The sequence below is a fragment of the Azospirillum sp. UENF 211521 genome (assembly GCF_058780535.1).
This window is the reverse complement of record NZ_JBSNCF010000001.1, coordinates 2047402-2065014: the sequence shown is the minus strand read 5'-3', so window position 1 is coordinate 2065014 and position 17613 is coordinate 2047402. Positions and strand designations below refer to the sequence as shown.

Sequence of the window (17613 nt, the reverse complement as noted above, 5' to 3'; positions counted from 1 at the left end):
GCCTTCCGCGACGCGGCGGCAGTCCCCTCCACCGCCAAGGGCGGGGGAGGGTCAGGGAGGGGGCAGCGCTTCCCAACGAACCGTTTTCCGGAGAAGACAACCAATGTCCCCCGCTTCCGATCGCATCACCAACTTCATCGCCGGCTCCTGGCGTCCGGGCCGCGACCGGCTCGACATCTTCAACCCGTCGAACCTGGACGAACTGGCCGGCTCCTACTCGCTGGCCGGCGCCGACGACGTGACTGAAGCCGTCGCCGCGGCCCGCGCCGCCCAGCCGCAATGGCGCGCCGCCACGGTGGAGCAGCGCTCGCTGGTGCTCGACGCCATCTCGCGCGCGCTGTTCGACCGCAAGGACGAGCTGGCCCGCATCGCCGCGACCGAGGGCGGCAAGACCATCCCCGACGCGCTGGGCGAGATCACCCGCGCCGCCCACCTCGCCCGCTTCTTCGCCGCCGAGGCGCTGCGGGCGCCGGGCGAGACGCTGGGCTCGGTCCGGCCCGGCGTCGAGGTCGACGTGACGCGCGAGCCGGTCGGCGTCATCGGCCTCGTCACGCCGTGGAACTTTCCGGTCGCCACGCCGATGTGGAAGATCGCCCCGGCGCTGGCCTTCGGCAACGCAGTCATCTGGAAGCCGTCGGAGAAGACCCCCGGCATCTCCATCGCCGTCACCCGCCTGATCGCGGAGGCGCTGGAAGCCCACGGCATGCCCAGCAGCCTGTTCAATCTGGTGATCGGCGCCGGCCCGAACGTCGGCGCCGCCGTGGTCGACGCGGTGGACGCGGTGTCCTTCACCGGCTCGGTCAACACCGGACGGCGCATCGCCGTGCGCTGCGCGGAGCGGATGATCCGCGTCCAGCTGGAGCTGGGCGGCCAGAACCCGCTGGTCGTGCTGGGCGACGCCGACCCGGAGCGCGCCGCCGAGATCGGCGTCAACAGCGCCTATTTCCACGCTGGCCAGCGCTGCACCGCCACCGGCCGCTTCATCGTCGAGGATTCCATCCACGACGCCTTCGTCGCTGCGATGACCGAACGGATGGCGGCGCTGCGCGTCGGCCATGCCCTGCTGCCGGAGACGCAGATCGGCCCGGTCATCGACGAGTTCCAGCTCACCAAGAACCTGCAATACATCGACACCGGCCTGAAGGAAGGCGCGCAGTTGGCCTCCGGCGGCGGGCGGCTGGACCGGCCGACGCGCGGCTGGTTCCTCGCCCCGACCCTGTTCACCGAGACCAGCAACGCCATGACCATCAACCGGGAAGAGGTCTTCGGCCCGGTCGCCAGCGTCATCCGCGTCAAGGACTACGAGGAGGCCCTGGCTGTCGCCAACGACACCGACTATGGCCTGTCGTCGGGCATCATCACCAACTCGATGAAGCACGCCCGCCACTTCCAGGCCAACATCCAGGCCGGCATGACCATGCTGAACCTGCCGACGGCCGGCGTCGACTACCACGTCCCCTTCGGCGGCCGGAAGATGTCGAGCTACGGCCCGCGCGAGCAGGGACGCTCCGCCATCGAGTTCTACACCATCATCAAGACGGCCTATCGCGCGCTGTGACGCCGAACCGAAGCCCAGGGAGAGTCTCCTTGTCCAAAGACATTTCGGGGTCCAACGACACCCTGACCGCCGGGCGGCCGGACTTCGCGACGGCCGTGCTCGCCCCCATCCACGCCATCGTCGGCGACCGCGGGCTGATCACCGATCCCGGCACCATGCAGCCCTTCATGGAATCCTGGCGCGACGGCTGGGTCGGCCGCTCGCCCGCCGTGGTGCTGCCCGACAGCACCGAGGCGCTGGCGGCCGTGGTGCGCATCTGCGCGGAGACGCGCACCCCCATCGTGCCCCAGGGCGGCAACACCGGCCTGACCGGGGCCAGCCAGCCGCACGCCGACGGGACGGAGATCGTCCTCTCGACCAACCGGCTGAACCGCATCCGCGAGATCGACATCGACAACGACACGATGACGGTCGAGGCCGGCTGCATCCTCGCCAACATCCAGAACGCGGCGCGCGACATCGGCCGGCTGTTCCCGATGAGCCTCGCCGCCGAAGGCTCCTGCCAGATCGGCGGCAACATCGCCACCAACGCCGGCGGCGTTCAGGTGGTGCGCTACGGCAACATGCGCAACCTCGTCGCCGGGCTGGAGGTGGTGCTGCCCGACGGGCGGATCTGGGACGGGCTGCGCGGGCTGCGCAAGGACAACGCCGGCTACGACATGAAGCAGATCTTCATCGGGTCGGAGGGCACGCTCGGCATCGTCACCGCCGCGGTGCTGAAGCTGTCGCCGCTGCCGCGCGCCACCGCCACGGCGCTGGTCGCGGTGTCGGCGCCCAGCGACGCCGTCGACCTGCTGACCCGCGCCAAGGGCGTGGCCGGCGACCGCATCATCACCTTCGAGCTGATCCAGCGCGACTGCATCGACGTCGCCCGCCGCCATGTGCCGGACGTGCCCGATCCCCTGCGCGACCGCTACCCGTGGTACGTGCTGGTCGAACTGGCCGACCAGGACGGCGGCAACCGCCTGATGGAGATGCTGGAAGGCATCCTGGAAGCGGGCATGGAGGCCGGCGAGGTGCTGGACGGCGTCGTCGCCGCCTCCAAGGCCCAGGCCGATTCGCTGTGGCGCATCCGCGAGGGCATCCCGGAGGGCCAGAAGCGCGAGGGCGTGTCCTTCAAGCACGACGTGTCGGTGCCGATCTCCCGCGTGGCGCGCTTCCTCGACCGCGCCAACGCGGCGCTGGAACGGGAATGCCCGGGCATCCGCCCCTTCGCCTTCGGCCATCTCGGCGACGGCAACATCCACTTCAACCCGATCCAGGCGGAGGGCGGCGACCCGGCCGAATGGAAGGCGAAGCTGGCGACGGTCAACGCCATCGTCCATGACATCGTCGTCGAGCTGGGCGGGTCCATCTCCGCCGAGCACGGCATCGGGCGGCTGCGCATCGACGAGATGCCGCGCTACAAGTCGGCGGTCGAGCTGGACATGATGGCAACGCTGAAGCGCGCCTTCGATCCGCACAACATCATGAATCCCGGCAAGATCCTGCGCGCCTGAGCGCGGTTCCGCCAGTCAAGGATGAAACTCATGAAGGTCCTCGTCCCGGTCAAGCGGGTGGTCGATTACAACGTCAAGATCCGCGTCAAGGCGGACGGTTCCGGCGTTGAGACCGCCAACGTGAAGATGAGCATGAACCCCTTCGACGAGATCGCCGTCGAGGAGGCCGTCCGCCTCAAGGAAGCCGGCAAGGCGACCGAGGTCATCGTGGTCACCGTCGGCCCGACGGCCGCGCAGGAGACCCTGCGCACCGGCCTCGCCATGGGCGCCGACCGCGGCATCCTGGTCCAGACCGACGCCGAGACGCAGCCGCTGGCCGTCGCCAAGGTGCTCAAGGCGCTCGTCGACAAGGAAGGCCCGACCCTGGTCATCCTGGGCAAGCAGGCGATCGACGACGACTGCAACCAGACCGGCCAGATGCTCGCCGCCCTCTTGGGCTGGCCGCAGGGCACCTTCGCCTCCAAGGTCGCGCCGGGCGAGGGCTCGGTCACCGTGACCCGCGAGATCGACGGCGGGCTGGAGACGGTGCAGCTGACGCTGCCGGCGGTCGTCACCGCCGACCTGCGCCTCAACGAGCCGCGCTACGCCTCGCTGCCCAACATCATGAAGGCCAAGAAGAAGCCCATCGAGACGCTGGCCCCCGACGCGCTGGGTGTCGACGTGGCGCCGCGCCTGACCACGCTCAAGGTCGCCGAGCCGGCCAAGCGCAAGGCCGGCGTCAAGGTCGCCGACGTCGCCGCCCTGGTCGACAAGCTGAAGAACGAAGCCCGCGCGATCTGAGGGGCAAATGCGCCCTGAAGGGAAAGTGATCTGACATGTCCATTCTCGTCATTGCCGAACACGACAACGCCGCGCTGAAGGCCGCCACGCTGAACGCGGTCAGCGCCGCCGCCAAGATCGGTGGCGACATCCATGTGCTGGTCGCCGGCCAGGGCGCCCAGGCCGTCGCCGAGGCCGCGGCCAAGGTGGCCGGCGTGGCCAAGGTGCTGCTGGCCGATGACGCGGCCTACGCCCACCCGCTGCCGGAGAACGTCGCGCCGTTGGTCGTCAACCTCGCCAGGGGCTACGGCCATGTGTTGGCCGCCGCCTCGTCGGAGGGCAAGAACCTGCTGCCGCGCGTCGCCGCGCTGCTCGACGTCGCGGCGATCTCCGACATCACCGGGGTGGTCTCCGCCGACACCTTCGAGCGGCCGATCTACGCCGGCAACGCCATCGCCACGGTGAAGTCCGCCGACCCGATCAAGGTCGTCACGGTGCGCACCACCGCCTTCGAGGCCGCCGCCGCCACCGGCGGTTCGGCGACGGTCGAGACGATCGCCGGGACGGGCGACGCCGGCTCGGCCAGGTTCGTCGGGCAGGAGCTGACCAAGTCGGAGCGTCCGGAGCTGACCCAGGCCAAGATCGTGGTGTCGGGCGGCCGCGGCATGCAGTCGGGCGACAACTTCAAGCTTCTGGAGGCGCTGGCCGACAAGCTTGGTGCGGCGGTCGGCGCCAGCCGGGCGGCGGTGGACGCCGGCTTCGTGCCGAACGACTACCAGGTCGGCCAGACCGGCAAGATCGTGGCGCCCGAGCTGTACATCGCCGTCGGCATCTCCGGTGCCATCCAGCACCTCGCCGGCATGAAGGACAGCAAGGTCATCGTCGCGATCAACAAGGACGAGGAGGCGCCGATCTTCCAGGTCGCCGACTACGGCCTCGTCGCCGACCTCTTCAAGGCGGTGCCGGAGCTGACGGCCGGGGTGTGACGCCGACGCATCCCCGCGGACGTTACCCCTAAGGGGCGGAGGCGGCGGGGAGATCGGCGCGGCTCAGCCGGTGCACCACCGCCACCGCCTCGGCGTGGCAGGAGGGCGGGTGCCAGGCGAGGCCGCGCCCGACGATCCCGTCCTCCCCCGCCGCGTGCAGGGCGGCCAGACAGACCGGGGGCACCGGGCCGCCCAACAGCACGGCGCGGGCGTCCATCCCGACGCGCCGCCCATGGACGGGGTGGTCTGCGCAGAGCAGCCGGTCCGCCGCCGCGATGGCCGTCTCGGCCGCCGCCCCCAGCTCCGCCCGCAGCAGCGGCGCGGCGTCGAGCGCCAGCGCGCCGAAGCCCAGCGCGTCGATGACGGCGCTGTCCCCGATCGCCGGCAGGCGCGGGCGGGGAGTTCCGCCGGGAGGGCCGATGTCCGGCCCCTGCGGCGCGGCCACCGGCGCGCTCGCCCAGCCCTCGCCCATCATGCCCGACAGGCGCAGCCCGAAGCGCACCCCGTTCCCGCCCGCCGCCGTGACCAGCGCCGCCCCCGGCACCCCGTCGCCGGTCAGCAGCATCGTTTTGCAGGCGGCCATCCATGGGTTGAGGAAGAACTGCCCGGCCTCCTTCAGGAAGGCGCAGACCTCGCCGGTCCCGCCCAGCCGCGACACCAGCGTTTCGGTCAGCAGCGCCGAGGCCACCCCGACGCGCCCGTGCAGCTCATCCCCCTGCTCCATCGCCTCGCGGGCGATTCCGGTCAGCGTCACCGGCCCGATCCCGGCCAGCGCCGGTCCGACCGCACCGTGCAGCAGGCGCAGACGCTCCACCACCGCCCCGCTGACGATGCCGAAGCGCAGGGCGGGGCCGCCGCCCTCGTTGAGCGGGCTGTAGGCGCGCACGCCGGAGCCGCCGGCATCCTCCACCACATGCAGCCACATCGACCGCGACACCACCGCGGCGAGCGGGGTGACCACGCCGAAATCCTGCGCCGGGCGCAGGGTCACGGCGCCGCTCCGCACCATCGCGCGGGCCTCCTCCACGCCGCCGGCCATGCCTTCGAACAGCAGCGCGGCGGCGGCGGCGTTGAGGATCGGCGGGCAGATCTCCGCCGGATCGGCGAAGGGCGGCCCGGCGTGCAGCAGCGTGTGGCGGTCAAGCCCGATCCGCTCGCCGGCGGTTCCGGTCGCCGTCCACACCGGATCGGCAGCCAGCATCCGCTCTACGGCCCGCGCGGTGGCGTCTTTCATCGCGTGTGTCCTTTGCGTGCAACCCCTCTCCCGTCCCGGGAGAGGGTGCCCGCGAGAGCGGGCGGGTGAGGGTCGTGCGAGGATCAAGGCGCCGATCCTTGGCGGCACCCTCACCCTCCCACGCTGGCGCGTGGGTCCCTCCCTCTCCCGGGGCGGGAGAGGGGATGGTTCACCTCATGGCAGATGCAGGGGCGCACGGCCGTAGCCGTTGCTGGCGTCGACCAGATGCAGCAGGTAGCGCAGGAAGACCGCCCGGTCCTCCTTGGGCAGCGGCGCGATGGTGCGGTCGTGGGCGCGCTGGGCCTTCTTGTCCATGCGGCGCAGCAGTTTCCGCCCCTCCGCGGTGATGGCGGCCAGCTTCATGCGCTTGTCCACCGGACTGGCCCGGCGCTGGATCAGACCGCGCTCGGCCAGCCGGGCCAGAACGCCCGCCGTGGTCGTGCGGTCGATGCCGATCTGGGCGCCCAGCGTCACCTGATCCAGGTCGGGCCGGTCCACCAGGGCGGTCAGCACGCTGTACTGGACGGGGGTCATGTTGAACTCCGCGCACTCCTCCATGAACATGGCCACATGGATCTGGTGCAGGCGGCGGATGAGGAATCCGGGACGCTCCGCCAGGACGCGGTACGCCTCTTCGATCAGGGGGTCGTCTAAGGTCATCGCGGGCGGTCCGTCGGAGCGGGTTTGGGAAAGCGGTGAACAGAGAGAGGATGGCGGCGGGCCGGAGGATCGGCAACCGGGCCGGACGTCCGTGACCTCTAGCCCATCAGCGACACATGCGCCGCGACGATCCGCCAGCCCTCCGGCATGCGGACCCAGGTGTGGCTCTGCCGCCCGACGCGCTCGGTTGAAGAGCGCGTGAACTCGGTGTTGGCGGTCGCCATGTCGCGGCCGTAGGTGGTGATGACGGTGTTGCGCAACACCCGGTCCAGCCCCGCCGCCGGGCGGCCCTGGCGGAAGGCGGCGATGGCCTCGTAGCCGTACAGGTTCTCGCCCACGCCGTAGCGCAGGGTCGCCGGGTGGTTCCAGAACAGCTCGTCGAGAACCGCCACGTCGTTGCCGGTCAGCGCGCGCTCGTAGCGCTCGAAGGCGGCGGTGACCTCGGCCACCACCTCGGGGATGTTGATCTCAGGCGTCATGCGAAGAGGTCCTCGGCGATGGCCAGTAGCGCGGAGTCGCTGCCGCGCGGCCCGATGAGCGACAGGCCGAGCGGGCAGCCCTGGAGCCGCGCCGCGGGAATGGAGAGTTGCGGCAGCCCGGCCAGACCGGCAGGGCAGAGGATCGCCAGCGCCCGTCCGCGCTCCGCGTCCACCGCCGCCCCCGAGGAGCCGCGCAGCGGCGCGATGCCCGGCGCGCTGGGCAGGACGATCAGCCCGTCCATGCCCAGCAGGTCGTCCATCCGCCGCCGGATGCCCTCCCGCGTCTGCGCCGCCGCGCGGGCCAGTGCGGGGTCGAGCGTGGCGGCCGCGGCGAAGCGGTCGCGCACGCCCGGTCCGAAGGTCGGTTTCGTTGCTGTGATCCAGGCGCCGTGCGCTGCCCAGGCTTCGGCGGCCTGAAGCGTCTGGAAGACCGGACGCCATTGCTCCAGCCCCTCCGGGGCCAGCGTTACGGCGTCCGCCGCCCCGAACCGCCCGCGCAGACACTCCACGGCCGGGGCGAGGGCGGATCGCACCGCCTCTCCGGCGATGGCGAAGGCGTCCTCGGCGACCAGCAGGCGGCGGAAGGCCGCATCCGGCCCCAGGGCGGACGACGGGGGCAGCAGCACCGCCCCGACGCGGCGGAGCAGCGCCGCCTCCCAGGCGAACCAGCCCACCGTATCGAAGCTCGGCGCCAAGGGAACGGAGCCGTCCAGCGGAACCGCCCCATGGCTGGGCCGGATGCCGTAGAGGCCGCAATAGCTCGCCGGCAGGCGGATCGACCCGCCGGTGTCCGTCCCGATGGCGAAGTCCACCGCCCCGCCCGCCACCGCGGCGGCCGACCCGCTGGAGGAGCCGCCGGGAATGCGGCCGGGCGCCTTCGGGTTCTCCGGCGTGCCGTAATGGGCGTTCTCGCCGGCCAAGCTCCAGGCCAGCTCGTCGGTCAGCGTCTTGCCGGCGACGCGCGCCCCGGCGTCGAGCAGCCGCTGCACTGCGGGCGCGGTCTCCCGCGGGACCTCGTGGGTGCGCAGCCAGTCCGGGTTGCCGGCCCCGGTGGGCAGGCCGGCGATGTGGAACAGGTCCTTCACCGCGAAGCGCAGCCCGGCCAGCGGGCCGTCTGCGGCTCCGGCGACCTCGGTCCGACCGTAGGGGACGAAGGCGTTCAGGGGGTCGTTCGGCATGATGGGATGGTCAATCTTAACGTAGGTTCGAATCCCCTCTCCCCTCCGCTCACGCGCAAACAAAGTTTGCGCTGACGCGGCAGGCGGACCTTTGGTCCGCCGAAAGCGGGGAGAGGGGTCAGGGTGAGGGGGTTGCGCTTTTGCCGGACGCACCGCCACGCGCATCCCCCTCACCGGCCCTTCGGGCCACCCTCTCCCCAGAGGGGAGAGGGTTGGAGAAGAGCTTGCGCAGCCAATCCTTCACCATGCTCCACAGCAGATTGCCAGCGTTCAATTCCTTGGCCGGCTCGGGGGCGGGCTCGGGGGCAGGCTTGGAGGCAGGCTCCGGGGCCGGAGCGGCCACCGCATCCGAGGACGCAGCCACCTCCGCCACCGGAGCGGTCGCGGCGAGCTTGGCTTCCAGGTTGCGGGCGAATTCGGCGGTCAGGCGGTTGGCGATCTCCTGCACGATGGCGCCGCGGCTGAACTGGGCCAGCACGCCGGTCAGCGTGAAATCGACGGTCAGGTCGATGCGCGTCCCCGGCCCCTCCTCCACAACGGCGAAGGTCACGTCGGCCTTGGCGCGGGAGTTGTTCTTGGGGTCCGTGCCCTGGCCATGGATGACGCCGGTGTGGGTCGCCTCGTCCATCGTCAGCGTGCCCTCGCCCGCGAAGGCGGCGGCGATGGGGCCGAGCTTCACGCGCATCTGCCCGAAGATCCGGTCGCCCTCGCGCGGCTTGGTCAGCGAGGCGCCGGGCATGCAGGACATCACCTGCTCCACGTCGCCGAGCAGCGGCCAGACACGGGCGCGCGGGAAGTTGACGGCAAGGGTCTGGGTCATGGTCGGCATGGGCTTACCCCGCGTTCGTGTTGCGCGCGTCGATGACGCGGCGGATGGCGTTGACGATCCCGACATAGCCGGTGCAGCGGCACAGGTTGCCGCTCATCGCCGTGCGGATCGCCGGATTGTCGGCGTCCGGGCGGCGCAGCACGACGTCGCGCGCCGCCACCAGCATCCCCGGCGTGCAGAAGCCGCACTGCAGCCCGTGCTCGGCGGAGAAGGCTTCGCGCAGCTCCGCGGCGACGGGGTCGTCGTCCAGCCCCTCCACCGTGGTGACGGACCGCCCGTCGCAGGCCACCGCGAAGGTGATGCAGGAGCGCGCCGGCTCGCCGTCGATCAGGATGGTGCAGGCGCCGCACACGCCGTGCTCGCAGCCCAGATGGGTGCCGGTCAGCAATTCCCGCTCGCGCAGGAAGTCGCCGAGATGCTGGCGCGGCGGCACGCTGGCCTCGACCCGCGTGCCGTTGACGGTCAGGGAAATGGTTTTGGCGTGGGCGCTCATGACATCACCTGCGCGATGGCGCGCTTCAGCGCGACGGTGTGGGTCCGAAGGGCGATGGGGTCGTCCGCGGCGGGGCTGCCGGCGAGATGCGCGGCCATCGCCGCTTCGGTGCAGCCGCCCTCGAACAGGGCCGGGCCGTCGATCACCACCGGCTTGCCGGAGGTCGCACCGGCGACGCAGCGCTGGACGCCGCGGGCCGGGTCGATCAGCACCGCCCCGGTGGCGTGGGAGAACTCGCCGGTCTTGCGGCAGACCTTGTAATAGCCCCAGCGCGCCCGGTCGGACAGGGCGGGGACATGGATTTCCGCGACGATCTCGCCCGGCTGCAGCGCCGTTTCGAACACGCCGAGGATGAAGTCGGTCATCGGCACGCTGCGCCACCCGCCCGTGCCGGCGATCACCACCTCGGCGCCGAGGGCGGTCAGCACGTTCACCCAGTCCGCCGCCGGGTCGGCGTGGGCAAGGCTGCCGCCGATGGTGCCGCGGTTGCGCACCGCGCGGTAGGCGATCACCGCCGCCACGCTGGGAAGCACGCCGCGCGTCACGTCCGGGTAGTCGCCGTCCTCCAGCCGCGCGTGGGTGACGCAGGCCCCGATGACCAACCGGTCGCCTTCCTGGCGGATCGTTTGAAGCTCGGCGATGCGGGTGATGTCCACCAGCAGCTCCGGCTGGGCCAGCCGCAGGTTCAGCATGGGGCCGAGCGACTGGGAGCCGGCCACCGGCCGCACCATCACGTCCTCGCGCGCCAGAAGCTCAAGCGCCGCGTCGAGCGTCGCCGGCTGCGCGTAGTCGAAATCGACCGCCTTCATGCCGCACCCCGCTTGCCCGCGATGGCGGAGAGAATCACTTCCGGGGTCATCGGTGCGTTCGTGACGATGACTCCCAGCGGCTTCAGCGCGTCGTTGATGGCGTTGCAGATCGCCGCCGGCGGGGCAATGGCGCCGCCCTCGCCGATGCCCTTCACGCCGAACTCGGTGTAGGGCGAGGGGGTCAACATGTGGATGATCCTTACGTGCGGGACCTCGGTGAAACCGGGGATCAGGTAATCCGCGAAGGTGGAGGCGAGCGGCTGGCCCTCCGCGTCGTAGGGCATCCGCTCGTAGAGCGCGGTGCCGACGCCCTGGGCGACGCCGCCGTAGATCTGGCCGTCGACGACCATCGGGTTGACCATGGTCCCGGCGTCCTCGACCACCACGTAATCGAGGATTTCGACCTGCCCGATCTCCGGGTCCACCGCCACCGCCACGGCGTGGGTGGCGTAGGAGAAGGTGCCGTGGTCGCTGCCCGGCTTGTAGCCGGCGGTGACCTCCAGCCCGCCGCGGTCCACGTCGGCGGGAAGAAGCTGCGGCGCGCGGTACCAGGTGTGGGCGATCTCGCGGATGGTCACCGCGGCGGCCCCGGCCTTCACCGACCCGCCGTCCAGAAGCACGCCCTCCGGCCCGGCCTGCATCAGATGCGCGCCGATCTTGCGCAGGCGCTCGGCCAGCGTGCGGCAGGCGGTGGCGACGGCGCCGCCGGCCATGACCATGCTGCGCGACCCCCAGGTGCCCGTCGAATAGGGCGTCAGGCCGGTGTCGCCGTGCACCAGCTTGATCTTCTCCAGCGGGATGCCCAGCACCTCGTGCGCAACCTGGGCAAAGGTGGTTTCCATGCTCTGGCCGTGCGACTGCACGCCGACGCGCAGCTCCAGCCCGCCGTCCGGGGTGATGCGGGCCTGCGCCTGCTCGTGCCCCGGCACCATGGGAATGCCCCAGCCGTGATAGACGGCGGTGCCGTGGGCCGACTGCTCGCAATAGGTGGCGAAGCCGACGCCGATCAGCCGGCCGTCCGGCTCTCCGTTTTTCTGGCGGGCGCGCCAGCCCTCCAGCTCGATGGCGGCGACGGCGCGGCGGACGGATTCCGGATAGTCGCCGCTGTCGAAATGCTTCTTCGTCACGTTGTCGAAGGGCATCTTCTCCGGCGGGACGAGGTTTTCCAGCCGCACCTGCCACGGCTCCCGTCCCACGGCGTCGGCCACGGCGTCGATCATCTGCTCCATGGCGAAGCAGACGCCGGTGCGCGCCACGCCGCGATAAGGCACGATCGGCGGCTTGTTGGTGCAGACCGAGAAGGTGCGGCAGCGGTAATGCGCGAAGTCGTAGGGGCCGGGCAGGATGCTGCCGACCTGCGCCGCCTCCAGGCAGGCCGAGAAAGGATAGACGGAGTAGGCGCCGGCATCGACCCAGGCGTCGGCCTCGATCCCCAGCAGCCGCCCGCGCGAGTCGGCGTAGGCGGTGATCTCGTAATGGTGCTCGCGGGCGTTGGCGGCGGCGACCAGATGCTCCCGGCGATCCTCGGTCCAGCGGACGGGGCGGTCGAGGCGCATGGCGATCCAGGCGGCCACGATCTCCTCCGGCTGGAGCAGGCCCTTCCAGCCGAAGCCGCCGCCGACGTCCGGCGCCACCACGCGGATCAGCCCCTGGTCGAGGTCCAGGCATTCCGACAGGCCGGCGCGCACGATGTGCGGCATCTGGGTCGAGGTGGTCAGGACGAGCTGTTCGACGTGGCGGTCCCAATGGGCGACCACGCCCTTGCCCTCCAGCGGCACCATGCACTGGCGCGCCGTCCGGATGGTCCGCGACACCTTCACCGGGGCGGTGGCCGCGATCTCCGCGATGTTCCCGCCGACGTTGGTCTCCAGGAAGACGTTGTCCGGCCAGTGGTCGTGCACCTTAGGCGCGCCCGGCGTCACCGCCTCCAGCATGTCGGAATTCACCGGCAGCTCGGCGTAATCGACGAAGACGGAGGCCGCGATGTCCTCCGCCTCGGCGCGGGTGGCGGCGACGCAGACGGCCACCGGCTCACCCACGAAGCGCACCTTGCCGTCGGCCAGCGCCGGCTGCTCCGACACCTTGAAGCCGGGCAGGCCCGAGACGGCGCGGATCGGCTTGACGCCGCCCGCCGCCAGATCCGCCCAGGTGAAGACGGCGCCGCGGTGCTCCTCCGGAATCTCGATGCCGGTGATGGTGGCGTGGGCGACCGGGCTGCGCACGAAGGCCAATTCCTTCATGCCGACCAGGGCGATGTCGCCGACGAAGCGGCCCCGCCCGCGCAGCAGCCGGTCGTCCTCCTTGCGGCGGACCCTGGCGCCGACGCCCGAGCCGGCGCCCGAGCCGGCGGTGCTAACCTCTCCCATTCCCTGACCCTCTCTTTTTTCTTAACCGCCCAGATAGGCGCGCTGGATGTGGTCGTTGGCGAGCATGGCCTGCCCGGTGCCCTGCTCCATCACCTGCCCGCTCTCCAGCAGGTAGGCGCGGTCGCACATGTCGAGCGCGGCGTAGGCGTTCTGCTCGACCATCAGCACGGTGGTCCCTTCCCGGCGGATGTCCGACACGATCTCGAAGGTGCGTTCCACGAGGTTGGGGGCGAGGCCCAGCGACGGCTCGTCGAACAGCACGATCTTCGGGCGCGACATCAGCGCCCGCGCGATGGCCAGCATCTGCTGCTCGCCGCCCGACATGGTGCCGGCGGGCTGGTTCAGCCGCTCCTTCAGGCGGGGGAAGCGGTGGAACAGCCGCTCCATGTCCTGGGCCACCGCCTGATGATCGCGGCGCAGATAGGCGCCCATCTCCAAATTCTCGCGCACGGTCAGGTGGGGGAAGACGCGCCGCCCCTCCGGACAGTGGGCCACACCGAGCGCCAGCACCGTGCGGGGTGCTGCGTTGCCGATCTCCCGCCCTTCGAAGGTGATGCGGCCCGACGCCAGCGGCAGCAGGCCGCTGATGGCGCGCAGCGTGGTGGTCTTGCCGGCGCCGTTGGCGCCGATCAGGGTGACCAGCTCCCCCTCCTCCACCGTCAGCGAGACGTTGCGGAGCGCCGGAATCTGGCCGTAGCAGACGGTGATCCCCTCAACCTTTAGCATGCTTCACCCCCTGGCCCAGATAGGCCTGGATCACGTCCGGATTGGCGCGGATGACCTCCGGCGGGCCTTCGGCGATGATGCGCCCGTGGTTCAGCACCACCACACGGTCGGAGATGGTCATCACCATGCGCATGTCGTGCTCGACCAGCAGGATGGTCACGCCGCGGTCGCGGATGCGCTGGACGACGCCCATGAAGGCCTCCGTCTCCGACGGGTTCAGCCCGGCGGCGGGCTCGTCCAGCAGCAGCAGCTTCGGATCAGCGGCCAGCGCGATGGCGATGCCGAGCAGCCGCTGCTCGCCGTAGGCGAGGTTGCCGGCCAGCTCGTCGGCGCGGTGCGACAGCCCGACGAAGGCCAGGATCTCCGCCACCGCCGCCCGCATCCGCTCCGTCTCCGCCCGCACCGAGGCGAGCCGCAGCAGCGCCCCCCAGGTCTCCGCCTTCCCCTGCCGGTGCATCCCGGTCAGCACGTTGTCGAAGACAGTGCAGCCGGCGAAGATGCTGGTGCGCTGAAAGGTGCGCACGACGCCCAGGCCGGCGATGCGGTTGGAGGACAGGCGCGTCAGGTCGGTGCCGCGGAACAGCACCTTGCCGCCAGTCGGCTTCAGGAAGCCGGTGATGACGTTGAAGGCGGTCGTCTTGCCCGCCCCGTTGGGGCCGATCAGGCTGACGATCTCCCCCTCCGGCACGGCGAAGCTCATCGAGGCGATGGCGATCAGGCCACTGAAGTGAACCGCGACCTCGCGCACCTCAAGGATCGGGGCGGCGGATTCGTCGAACGCGAGGCTCATGCCGAGGTCTCCTTGCGCAGGCCCAGCGCCGTCCCGGCGACGCGCTTGCGGCGGCCGGCGAACCAGTTCTTCACCGCCGGGACGATGCCCTGCGGCAGGAAGAAGACGACCACGATCATGGCGACGCCGTAGATGATCCACTGCACCTCGGGCCGCGCCACCTCGCGCAGCACCTCGGGCAGGACGCCGAAGGCGAGGCCGCCGACGATCGGCCCGACCAGCGTGCCCTTGCCGCCCGTCACCACCATGATGACCATGGTCACCGTGTAGATGAACATGAAGACGTCCGGGTCGACGATGCGGATGTAGTGGGTGTAGAGCCCGCCCGCGGCCCCGGCCATGCCCGCCGCGATCACCGTGGCGACGACCAGATAGCGCGTCACGTCGATGCCGACCGAGCGCGCCAGCGACTCGTTCTCGCGCAGCGCGACCAGCGCCCGGCCCACCCGCGACTGCACCAGCCGCTGGATCACCAGGAAGCAGACCACCGCGACCGCCAGCACCAGAAGGTAGTTGTATTCCTTCTTGTAGAGCGGGAGCACCCCGTCCCACGGCAGCCAGACCGACAGCGGCGGGATGTTGTTCAGCGCCATCGGCCCTTCGGTCAGGTCCACCCAGTTCAGCGCGACCATGCGCATGACCTGGGCGAAGCTGATGGTGACGATGACGAAGTAGGCCCCGCGCACCCGGAAGGCGAGCTTGCCGATCAGGAAGCCGAACAGCGCCGCCACCAGGATGCCGCCGAGGAAGGCGACCCACACCGGCTGCGGCCCCAGCACGAAGGGTTCCGCCCCGCCGAGGTCCAGGTCGAAGCCCAGCGACAGCAGCGCGCTGGTGTAGGCGCCGATGCCGAAGAAGGCGATGTGCCCCAGGCTGAGCTGCCCGGTGTAGCCGAGCAGCAGGTTCAGGCTCATCGCCCCGATGATGAAGATGCCGGTCGAGGTCAGGACGTAGAGGATGTACTGGTCGCCCAGCCACAGCGGCCCGACCGCCATGACCAGGACGAACAGCCAGGGGAGGAGACGCGTCGTCATCCGATCCGCTCCTTCATGGCGAAGAGACCCTGGGGCCGCACGATCAGCACGGCGATGATGAGGATGAAGCCCATGGCGTCGCGGTAGCCCGACGACAGGTAGCCGGCGCCGAACTCCTCGGCCAGCGCCAGGACGAAGCCGCCGATGGTGGCGCCGGGGATGTTGCCCAGACCGCCCAGGATGACGATGGCGAAGGCCTTCAGCGCCACCAGATCGCCCATGGTCGGCGTGACCACGAAGATCGGGCCGAGCAGCGCCCCCGCCGTGGCGGCGAGGCCGGAGCCGAGGGCGAAGGTCAGCGTGTACATCAGCCCGCGGTTGACGCCCATCAGCGCCGCCGTGTCCGGGTCCTGGAAGGTGGCGCGCATGGCCACACCCAGCTTGGTCCGGTTGATGAGCAGGTAGAAGCCGCCCAGCAGCAGCAGCGCCACGCCCAGGACGAACAGCCGGTTCATGCCCACCGACACCGACCCCAGCACCACCGGCTCGGTCGGGAAGGGGCTTGGCACGGACTTCGCGACACCGCCCCAGACGAGCTGCTCGCCGGCCTGCATGGCGATGCCGGCGCCGATCATCACCAGCATGGTGGTGTCGATGTCGGCGCCCTTCAGCGGGCGCAGCAGCGTGAATTCGATCAGCGCGCCCAGCGCCATGCCCAGCACGGCTGCCATCGCCAGGGACATGAAGAAGTTCAACCCCATCATCCCGGCCAGCATGTAGGCCATGTAGGCGCCGAAGGTGTAAAGCTCGCCATGGGTGAAGTTGACCACGCGCATGATGCCGAAGATCAGCGTCAGGCCGATTCCCAGCAGCGCGTAGGTCCCCCCCAGGACCACGGCGTTCAAAAGATGCTGCAGATGCGCTTCCACCGCGTGTCTCCTTACTTCCCCTCTCCCGCCCCGGGAGAGGGTGGCGCCGAAGGCGGCGGGTGAGGGTACCGGCAAGGATCAGCGCCTTGATCCTCGTACGACCCTCACCCTTCCCACGCCTGCGGCGCGGGCCCCTTCCCTCTCCCGGGGCGGGAGAGGGCGGTGAAGCCGGTTACGGCATCGTCACCTTGCCGTCCTTCACCTGGACGACGTAGACGTTGGCCTCGTTCTGGCCGCTCTCCTTGCCCTCCGGGCCGTCCTTCTTGAAGGCGATGTCGCCGTTCACGCCGTCCAGCTTGACGGTCCACAGCGCGTCGCGGATGGCCTGCGGCTCGGCCTTGCCGGCCGTCTTGATGGCTTCCACGATGGTCATGATGCCGTCATAGCCGCGGTAGCCCTCGGTCAGGCCGGCGAAGTCGTAGCCCTTCTTGTTCCAGCCATCGACGAAGGTCTTGGCGACCGTCGGGTGCACCGCCTTCTCCGGAAACCAGGGGGCGAAGAACAGCGTGAAGTAGCCGCCGTTCGCCGCGGCCCCCGCCTGCGCGATGAGCTGGTCGGGGGAGGAGGAACCGCCGTTGGTGATGACCCGGTGCGGCAGGCGCAGCTCCGCCGCCTGCTTGAGGATCAGGGTGATCTGCTCGACGCCGGTGGTGACGAACAGCGTGTCGCCGCCCGACTGCTTGATGCTGGAGAGCTGGGCCGACAGGTCGGTGGCCTCCGGCGCCATCGTCTCGGTGACGCCGATCTTGACGCCCTTGGCCTGGAGCATCTTGCGGAACTCCTCCGCCGAGCCGCGGCCGAAGTCGTTGTTCACCGCCAGGAAATCGGCCTTCTGGATGGCCGGCTGGAAGTGGTCCAGCTTCTCCGCGAAGGACTTGGCCTCCATGGCGGAGGTCGGGGCGATGCGGAAGACCCACGGGTTGCCCGAGGTGGTGATCTTGGTCGAGGAGGAGGTCTCCACCACCATCGGCACGCCGTACTCCACCAGCTTCGGCATCACCGCCAGGGTGAAGGTGGAGCTCCAGGCGCCCATCAGCACCGGGACCTTGTCGCGCACGATCAGCTTCTCGGCGGAGGCGACGGCCTCCTTCGGGTTGCTCTTGTTGTCCTCGATGATCAGCTGGATCTTCTTGCCGAGAACGCCGCCGTTGGCGTTCACGACCTCCTCCGCCACCCGCGCGCCGTTGGCGACGTAGTTGCCCGACGCGGCGACCGCGCCGGTCAGCGGCTGGGTGACGCCGATCTTGATCGTCTCCTGCGCAAAGGCCACGCCCGGCGCCAGCAGCGCGGCGCTCAGCAGCAACGCCGTGGTCTTCATCGTCCGCATGTCGTCTAGCCCCCTCT

17 protein-coding genes are annotated in these 17613 nt (G+C 70.5%); 4 read left to right on the top strand and 13 right to left on the bottom strand.

Going from position 1 to position 17613, the window contains the following annotated elements:
• Nucleotides 1-103: 103 nt before the first annotated feature.
• From ACWPN5_RS09625 to ACWPN5_RS09610, 4 genes are read left to right on the top strand one after another with little or no spacing between them, the layout of a single operon-like run.
• Nucleotides 104-1558 (top strand): aldehyde dehydrogenase family protein, encoded by a 1455-nt coding sequence (locus ACWPN5_RS09625; protein WP_145690274.1) that lies wholly within the window; start codon nt 104-106, stop codon nt 1556-1558.
• Between the two features lie 29 nt (nt 1559-1587).
• Nucleotides 1588-3057 (top strand): FAD-binding oxidoreductase, encoded by a 1470-nt coding sequence (locus ACWPN5_RS09620; RefSeq protein ID WP_492295299.1) that lies wholly within the window; start codon nt 1588-1590, stop codon nt 3055-3057.
• Nucleotides 3058-3087: 30 nt separating this feature from the next.
• Nucleotides 3088-3837 (top strand): electron transfer flavoprotein subunit beta/FixA family protein, encoded by a 750-nt coding sequence (locus ACWPN5_RS09615; protein WP_119506411.1) that lies wholly within the window; start codon nt 3088-3090, stop codon nt 3835-3837.
• A gap of 35 nt (nt 3838-3872) precedes the next feature.
• Entirely contained in the window at nt 3873-4802 is a 930-nt protein-coding gene (locus ACWPN5_RS09610; protein ID WP_492295298.1) for an electron transfer flavoprotein subunit alpha/FixB family protein, read from the top strand.
• Between the two features lie 28 nt (nt 4803-4830).
• On the opposite strand, the gene ACWPN5_RS09605 is transcribed toward ACWPN5_RS09610, so the two are convergent.
• The 13 genes from ACWPN5_RS09605 to ACWPN5_RS09545 all read right to left on the bottom strand — a co-directional run bounded on the left by ACWPN5_RS09605 (nt 4831) and on the right by ACWPN5_RS09545 (nt 17596).
• Complete coding sequence (locus ACWPN5_RS09605; protein ID WP_492295297.1) at nt 4831-6036, bottom strand: YlbE family protein; 1206 nt, start codon at nt 6034-6036, stop codon at nt 4831-4833.
• A 174-nt stretch (nt 6037-6210) separates the two neighbouring features.
• Entirely contained in the window at nt 6211-6696 is a 486-nt protein-coding gene (locus tag ACWPN5_RS09600; RefSeq protein WP_051140919.1) for a MarR family winged helix-turn-helix transcriptional regulator, read from the bottom strand.
• Nucleotides 6697-6794: 98 nt separating this feature from the next.
• Nucleotides 6795-7175, bottom strand: a complete 381-nt coding sequence (hpxZ, locus tag ACWPN5_RS09595; protein WP_145690904.1) for an oxalurate catabolism protein HpxZ — start codon at nt 7173-7175, stop codon at nt 6795-6797.
• Entirely contained in the window at nt 7172-8353 is a 1182-nt protein-coding gene (locus tag ACWPN5_RS09590; RefSeq protein ID WP_492295296.1) for an amidase, read from the bottom strand. Before ACWPN5_RS09590 ends, hpxZ begins: the two co-directional genes overlap by 4 nt.
• A gap of 118 nt (nt 8354-8471) precedes the next feature.
• Nucleotides 8472-9182 (bottom strand): SRPBCC family protein, encoded by a 711-nt coding sequence (locus ACWPN5_RS09585; RefSeq protein ID WP_492295295.1) that lies wholly within the window; start codon nt 9180-9182, stop codon nt 8472-8474.
• A 4-nt stretch (nt 9183-9186) separates the two neighbouring features.
• On the bottom strand, nt 9187-9675 hold the full coding sequence (locus tag ACWPN5_RS09580; protein ID WP_247896037.1) for a (2Fe-2S)-binding protein: 489 nt from the start codon (nt 9673-9675) through the stop codon (nt 9187-9189).
• A complete protein-coding gene (locus ACWPN5_RS09575) occupies nt 9672-10484 on the bottom strand; it encodes an FAD binding domain-containing protein (RefSeq protein WP_492295294.1) in 813 nt (270 codons plus the stop codon). The genes ACWPN5_RS09580 and ACWPN5_RS09575 overlap by 4 nt, the downstream gene beginning before the upstream one ends.
• A complete protein-coding gene (locus tag ACWPN5_RS09570) occupies nt 10481-12850 on the bottom strand; it encodes a xanthine dehydrogenase family protein molybdopterin-binding subunit (RefSeq protein ID WP_492295293.1) in 2370 nt (789 codons plus the stop codon). Before ACWPN5_RS09570 ends, ACWPN5_RS09575 begins: the two co-directional genes overlap by 4 nt.
• A gap of 21 nt (nt 12851-12871) precedes the next feature.
• Nucleotides 12872-13576, bottom strand: coding sequence for an ABC transporter ATP-binding protein (locus ACWPN5_RS09565; protein ID WP_014199601.1), 705 nt, complete (start codon nt 13574-13576; stop codon nt 12872-12874).
• Entirely contained in the window at nt 13563-14366 is an 804-nt protein-coding gene (locus ACWPN5_RS09560; RefSeq protein WP_145690919.1) for an ABC transporter ATP-binding protein, read from the bottom strand. Before ACWPN5_RS09560 ends, ACWPN5_RS09565 begins: the two co-directional genes overlap by 14 nt.
• Nucleotides 14363-15400 carry a branched-chain amino acid ABC transporter permease gene (locus ACWPN5_RS09555; protein ID WP_492295292.1) on the bottom strand — a complete coding sequence of 346 codons (1038 nt, stop codon included), beginning with the start codon at nt 15398-15400 and terminating at the stop codon, nt 14363-14365. The genes ACWPN5_RS09560 and ACWPN5_RS09555 overlap by 4 nt, the downstream gene beginning before the upstream one ends.
• Entirely contained in the window at nt 15397-16269 is an 873-nt protein-coding gene (locus ACWPN5_RS09550) for a branched-chain amino acid ABC transporter permease (RefSeq protein ID WP_035682121.1), read from the bottom strand. The genes ACWPN5_RS09555 and ACWPN5_RS09550 overlap by 4 nt, the downstream gene beginning before the upstream one ends.
• Nucleotides 16270-16441: 172 nt before the next feature.
• Nucleotides 16442-17596, bottom strand: coding sequence for an ABC transporter substrate-binding protein (locus ACWPN5_RS09545; protein WP_145690923.1), 1155 nt, complete (start codon nt 17594-17596; stop codon nt 16442-16444).
• Nucleotides 17597-17613 lie beyond the last annotated feature (17 nt).

Excerpts from the sequence above, each read along its gene's own strand:
- ACWPN5_RS09545 (WP_145690923.1), bottom strand. The coding sequence starts at position 17,596 with ATGCGGACGATGAAGACCACGGCGTTGCTGCTGAGCGCCGCGCTGCTG.
- ACWPN5_RS09625 (WP_145690274.1), top strand. The coding sequence starts at position 104 with ATGTCCCCCGCTTCCGATCGCATCACCAACTTCATCGCCGGCTCCTGG.
- ACWPN5_RS09580 (WP_247896037.1), bottom strand. The coding sequence starts at position 9,675 with ATGAGCGCCCACGCCAAAACCATTTCCCTGACCGTCAACGGCACGCGG.
- ACWPN5_RS09555 (WP_492295292.1), bottom strand. The coding sequence starts at position 15,400 with ATGACGACGCGTCTCCTCCCCTGGCTGTTCGTCCTGGTCATGGCGGTC.
- ACWPN5_RS09565 (WP_014199601.1), bottom strand. The coding sequence starts at position 13,576 with ATGCTAAAGGTTGAGGGGATCACCGTCTGCTACGGCCAGATTCCGGCG.
- ACWPN5_RS09600 (WP_051140919.1), bottom strand. The coding sequence starts at position 6,696 with ATGACCTTAGACGACCCCCTGATCGAAGAGGCGTACCGCGTCCTGGCG.
- ACWPN5_RS09605 (WP_492295297.1), bottom strand. The coding sequence starts at position 6,036 with ATGAAAGACGCCACCGCGCGGGCCGTAGAGCGGATGCTGGCTGCCGAT.
- ACWPN5_RS09575 (WP_492295294.1), bottom strand. The coding sequence starts at position 10,484 with ATGAAGGCGGTCGATTTCGACTACGCGCAGCCGGCGACGCTCGACGCG.
- hpxZ (WP_145690904.1), bottom strand. The coding sequence starts at position 7,175 with ATGACGCCTGAGATCAACATCCCCGAGGTGGTGGCCGAGGTCACCGCC.
- ACWPN5_RS09610 (WP_492295298.1), top strand. The coding sequence starts at position 3,873 with ATGTCCATTCTCGTCATTGCCGAACACGACAACGCCGCGCTGAAGGCC.
- ACWPN5_RS09560 (WP_145690919.1), bottom strand. The coding sequence starts at position 14,366 with ATGAGCCTCGCGTTCGACGAATCCGCCGCCCCGATCCTTGAGGTGCGC.
- ACWPN5_RS09585 (WP_492295295.1), bottom strand. The coding sequence starts at position 9,182 with ATGCCGACCATGACCCAGACCCTTGCCGTCAACTTCCCGCGCGCCCGT.
- ACWPN5_RS09590 (WP_492295296.1), bottom strand. The coding sequence starts at position 8,353 with ATGCCGAACGACCCCCTGAACGCCTTCGTCCCCTACGGTCGGACCGAG.
- ACWPN5_RS09615 (WP_119506411.1), top strand. The coding sequence starts at position 3,088 with ATGAAGGTCCTCGTCCCGGTCAAGCGGGTGGTCGATTACAACGTCAAG.
- ACWPN5_RS09570 (WP_492295293.1), bottom strand. The coding sequence starts at position 12,850 with ATGGGAGAGGTTAGCACCGCCGGCTCGGGCGCCGGCTCGGGCGTCGGC.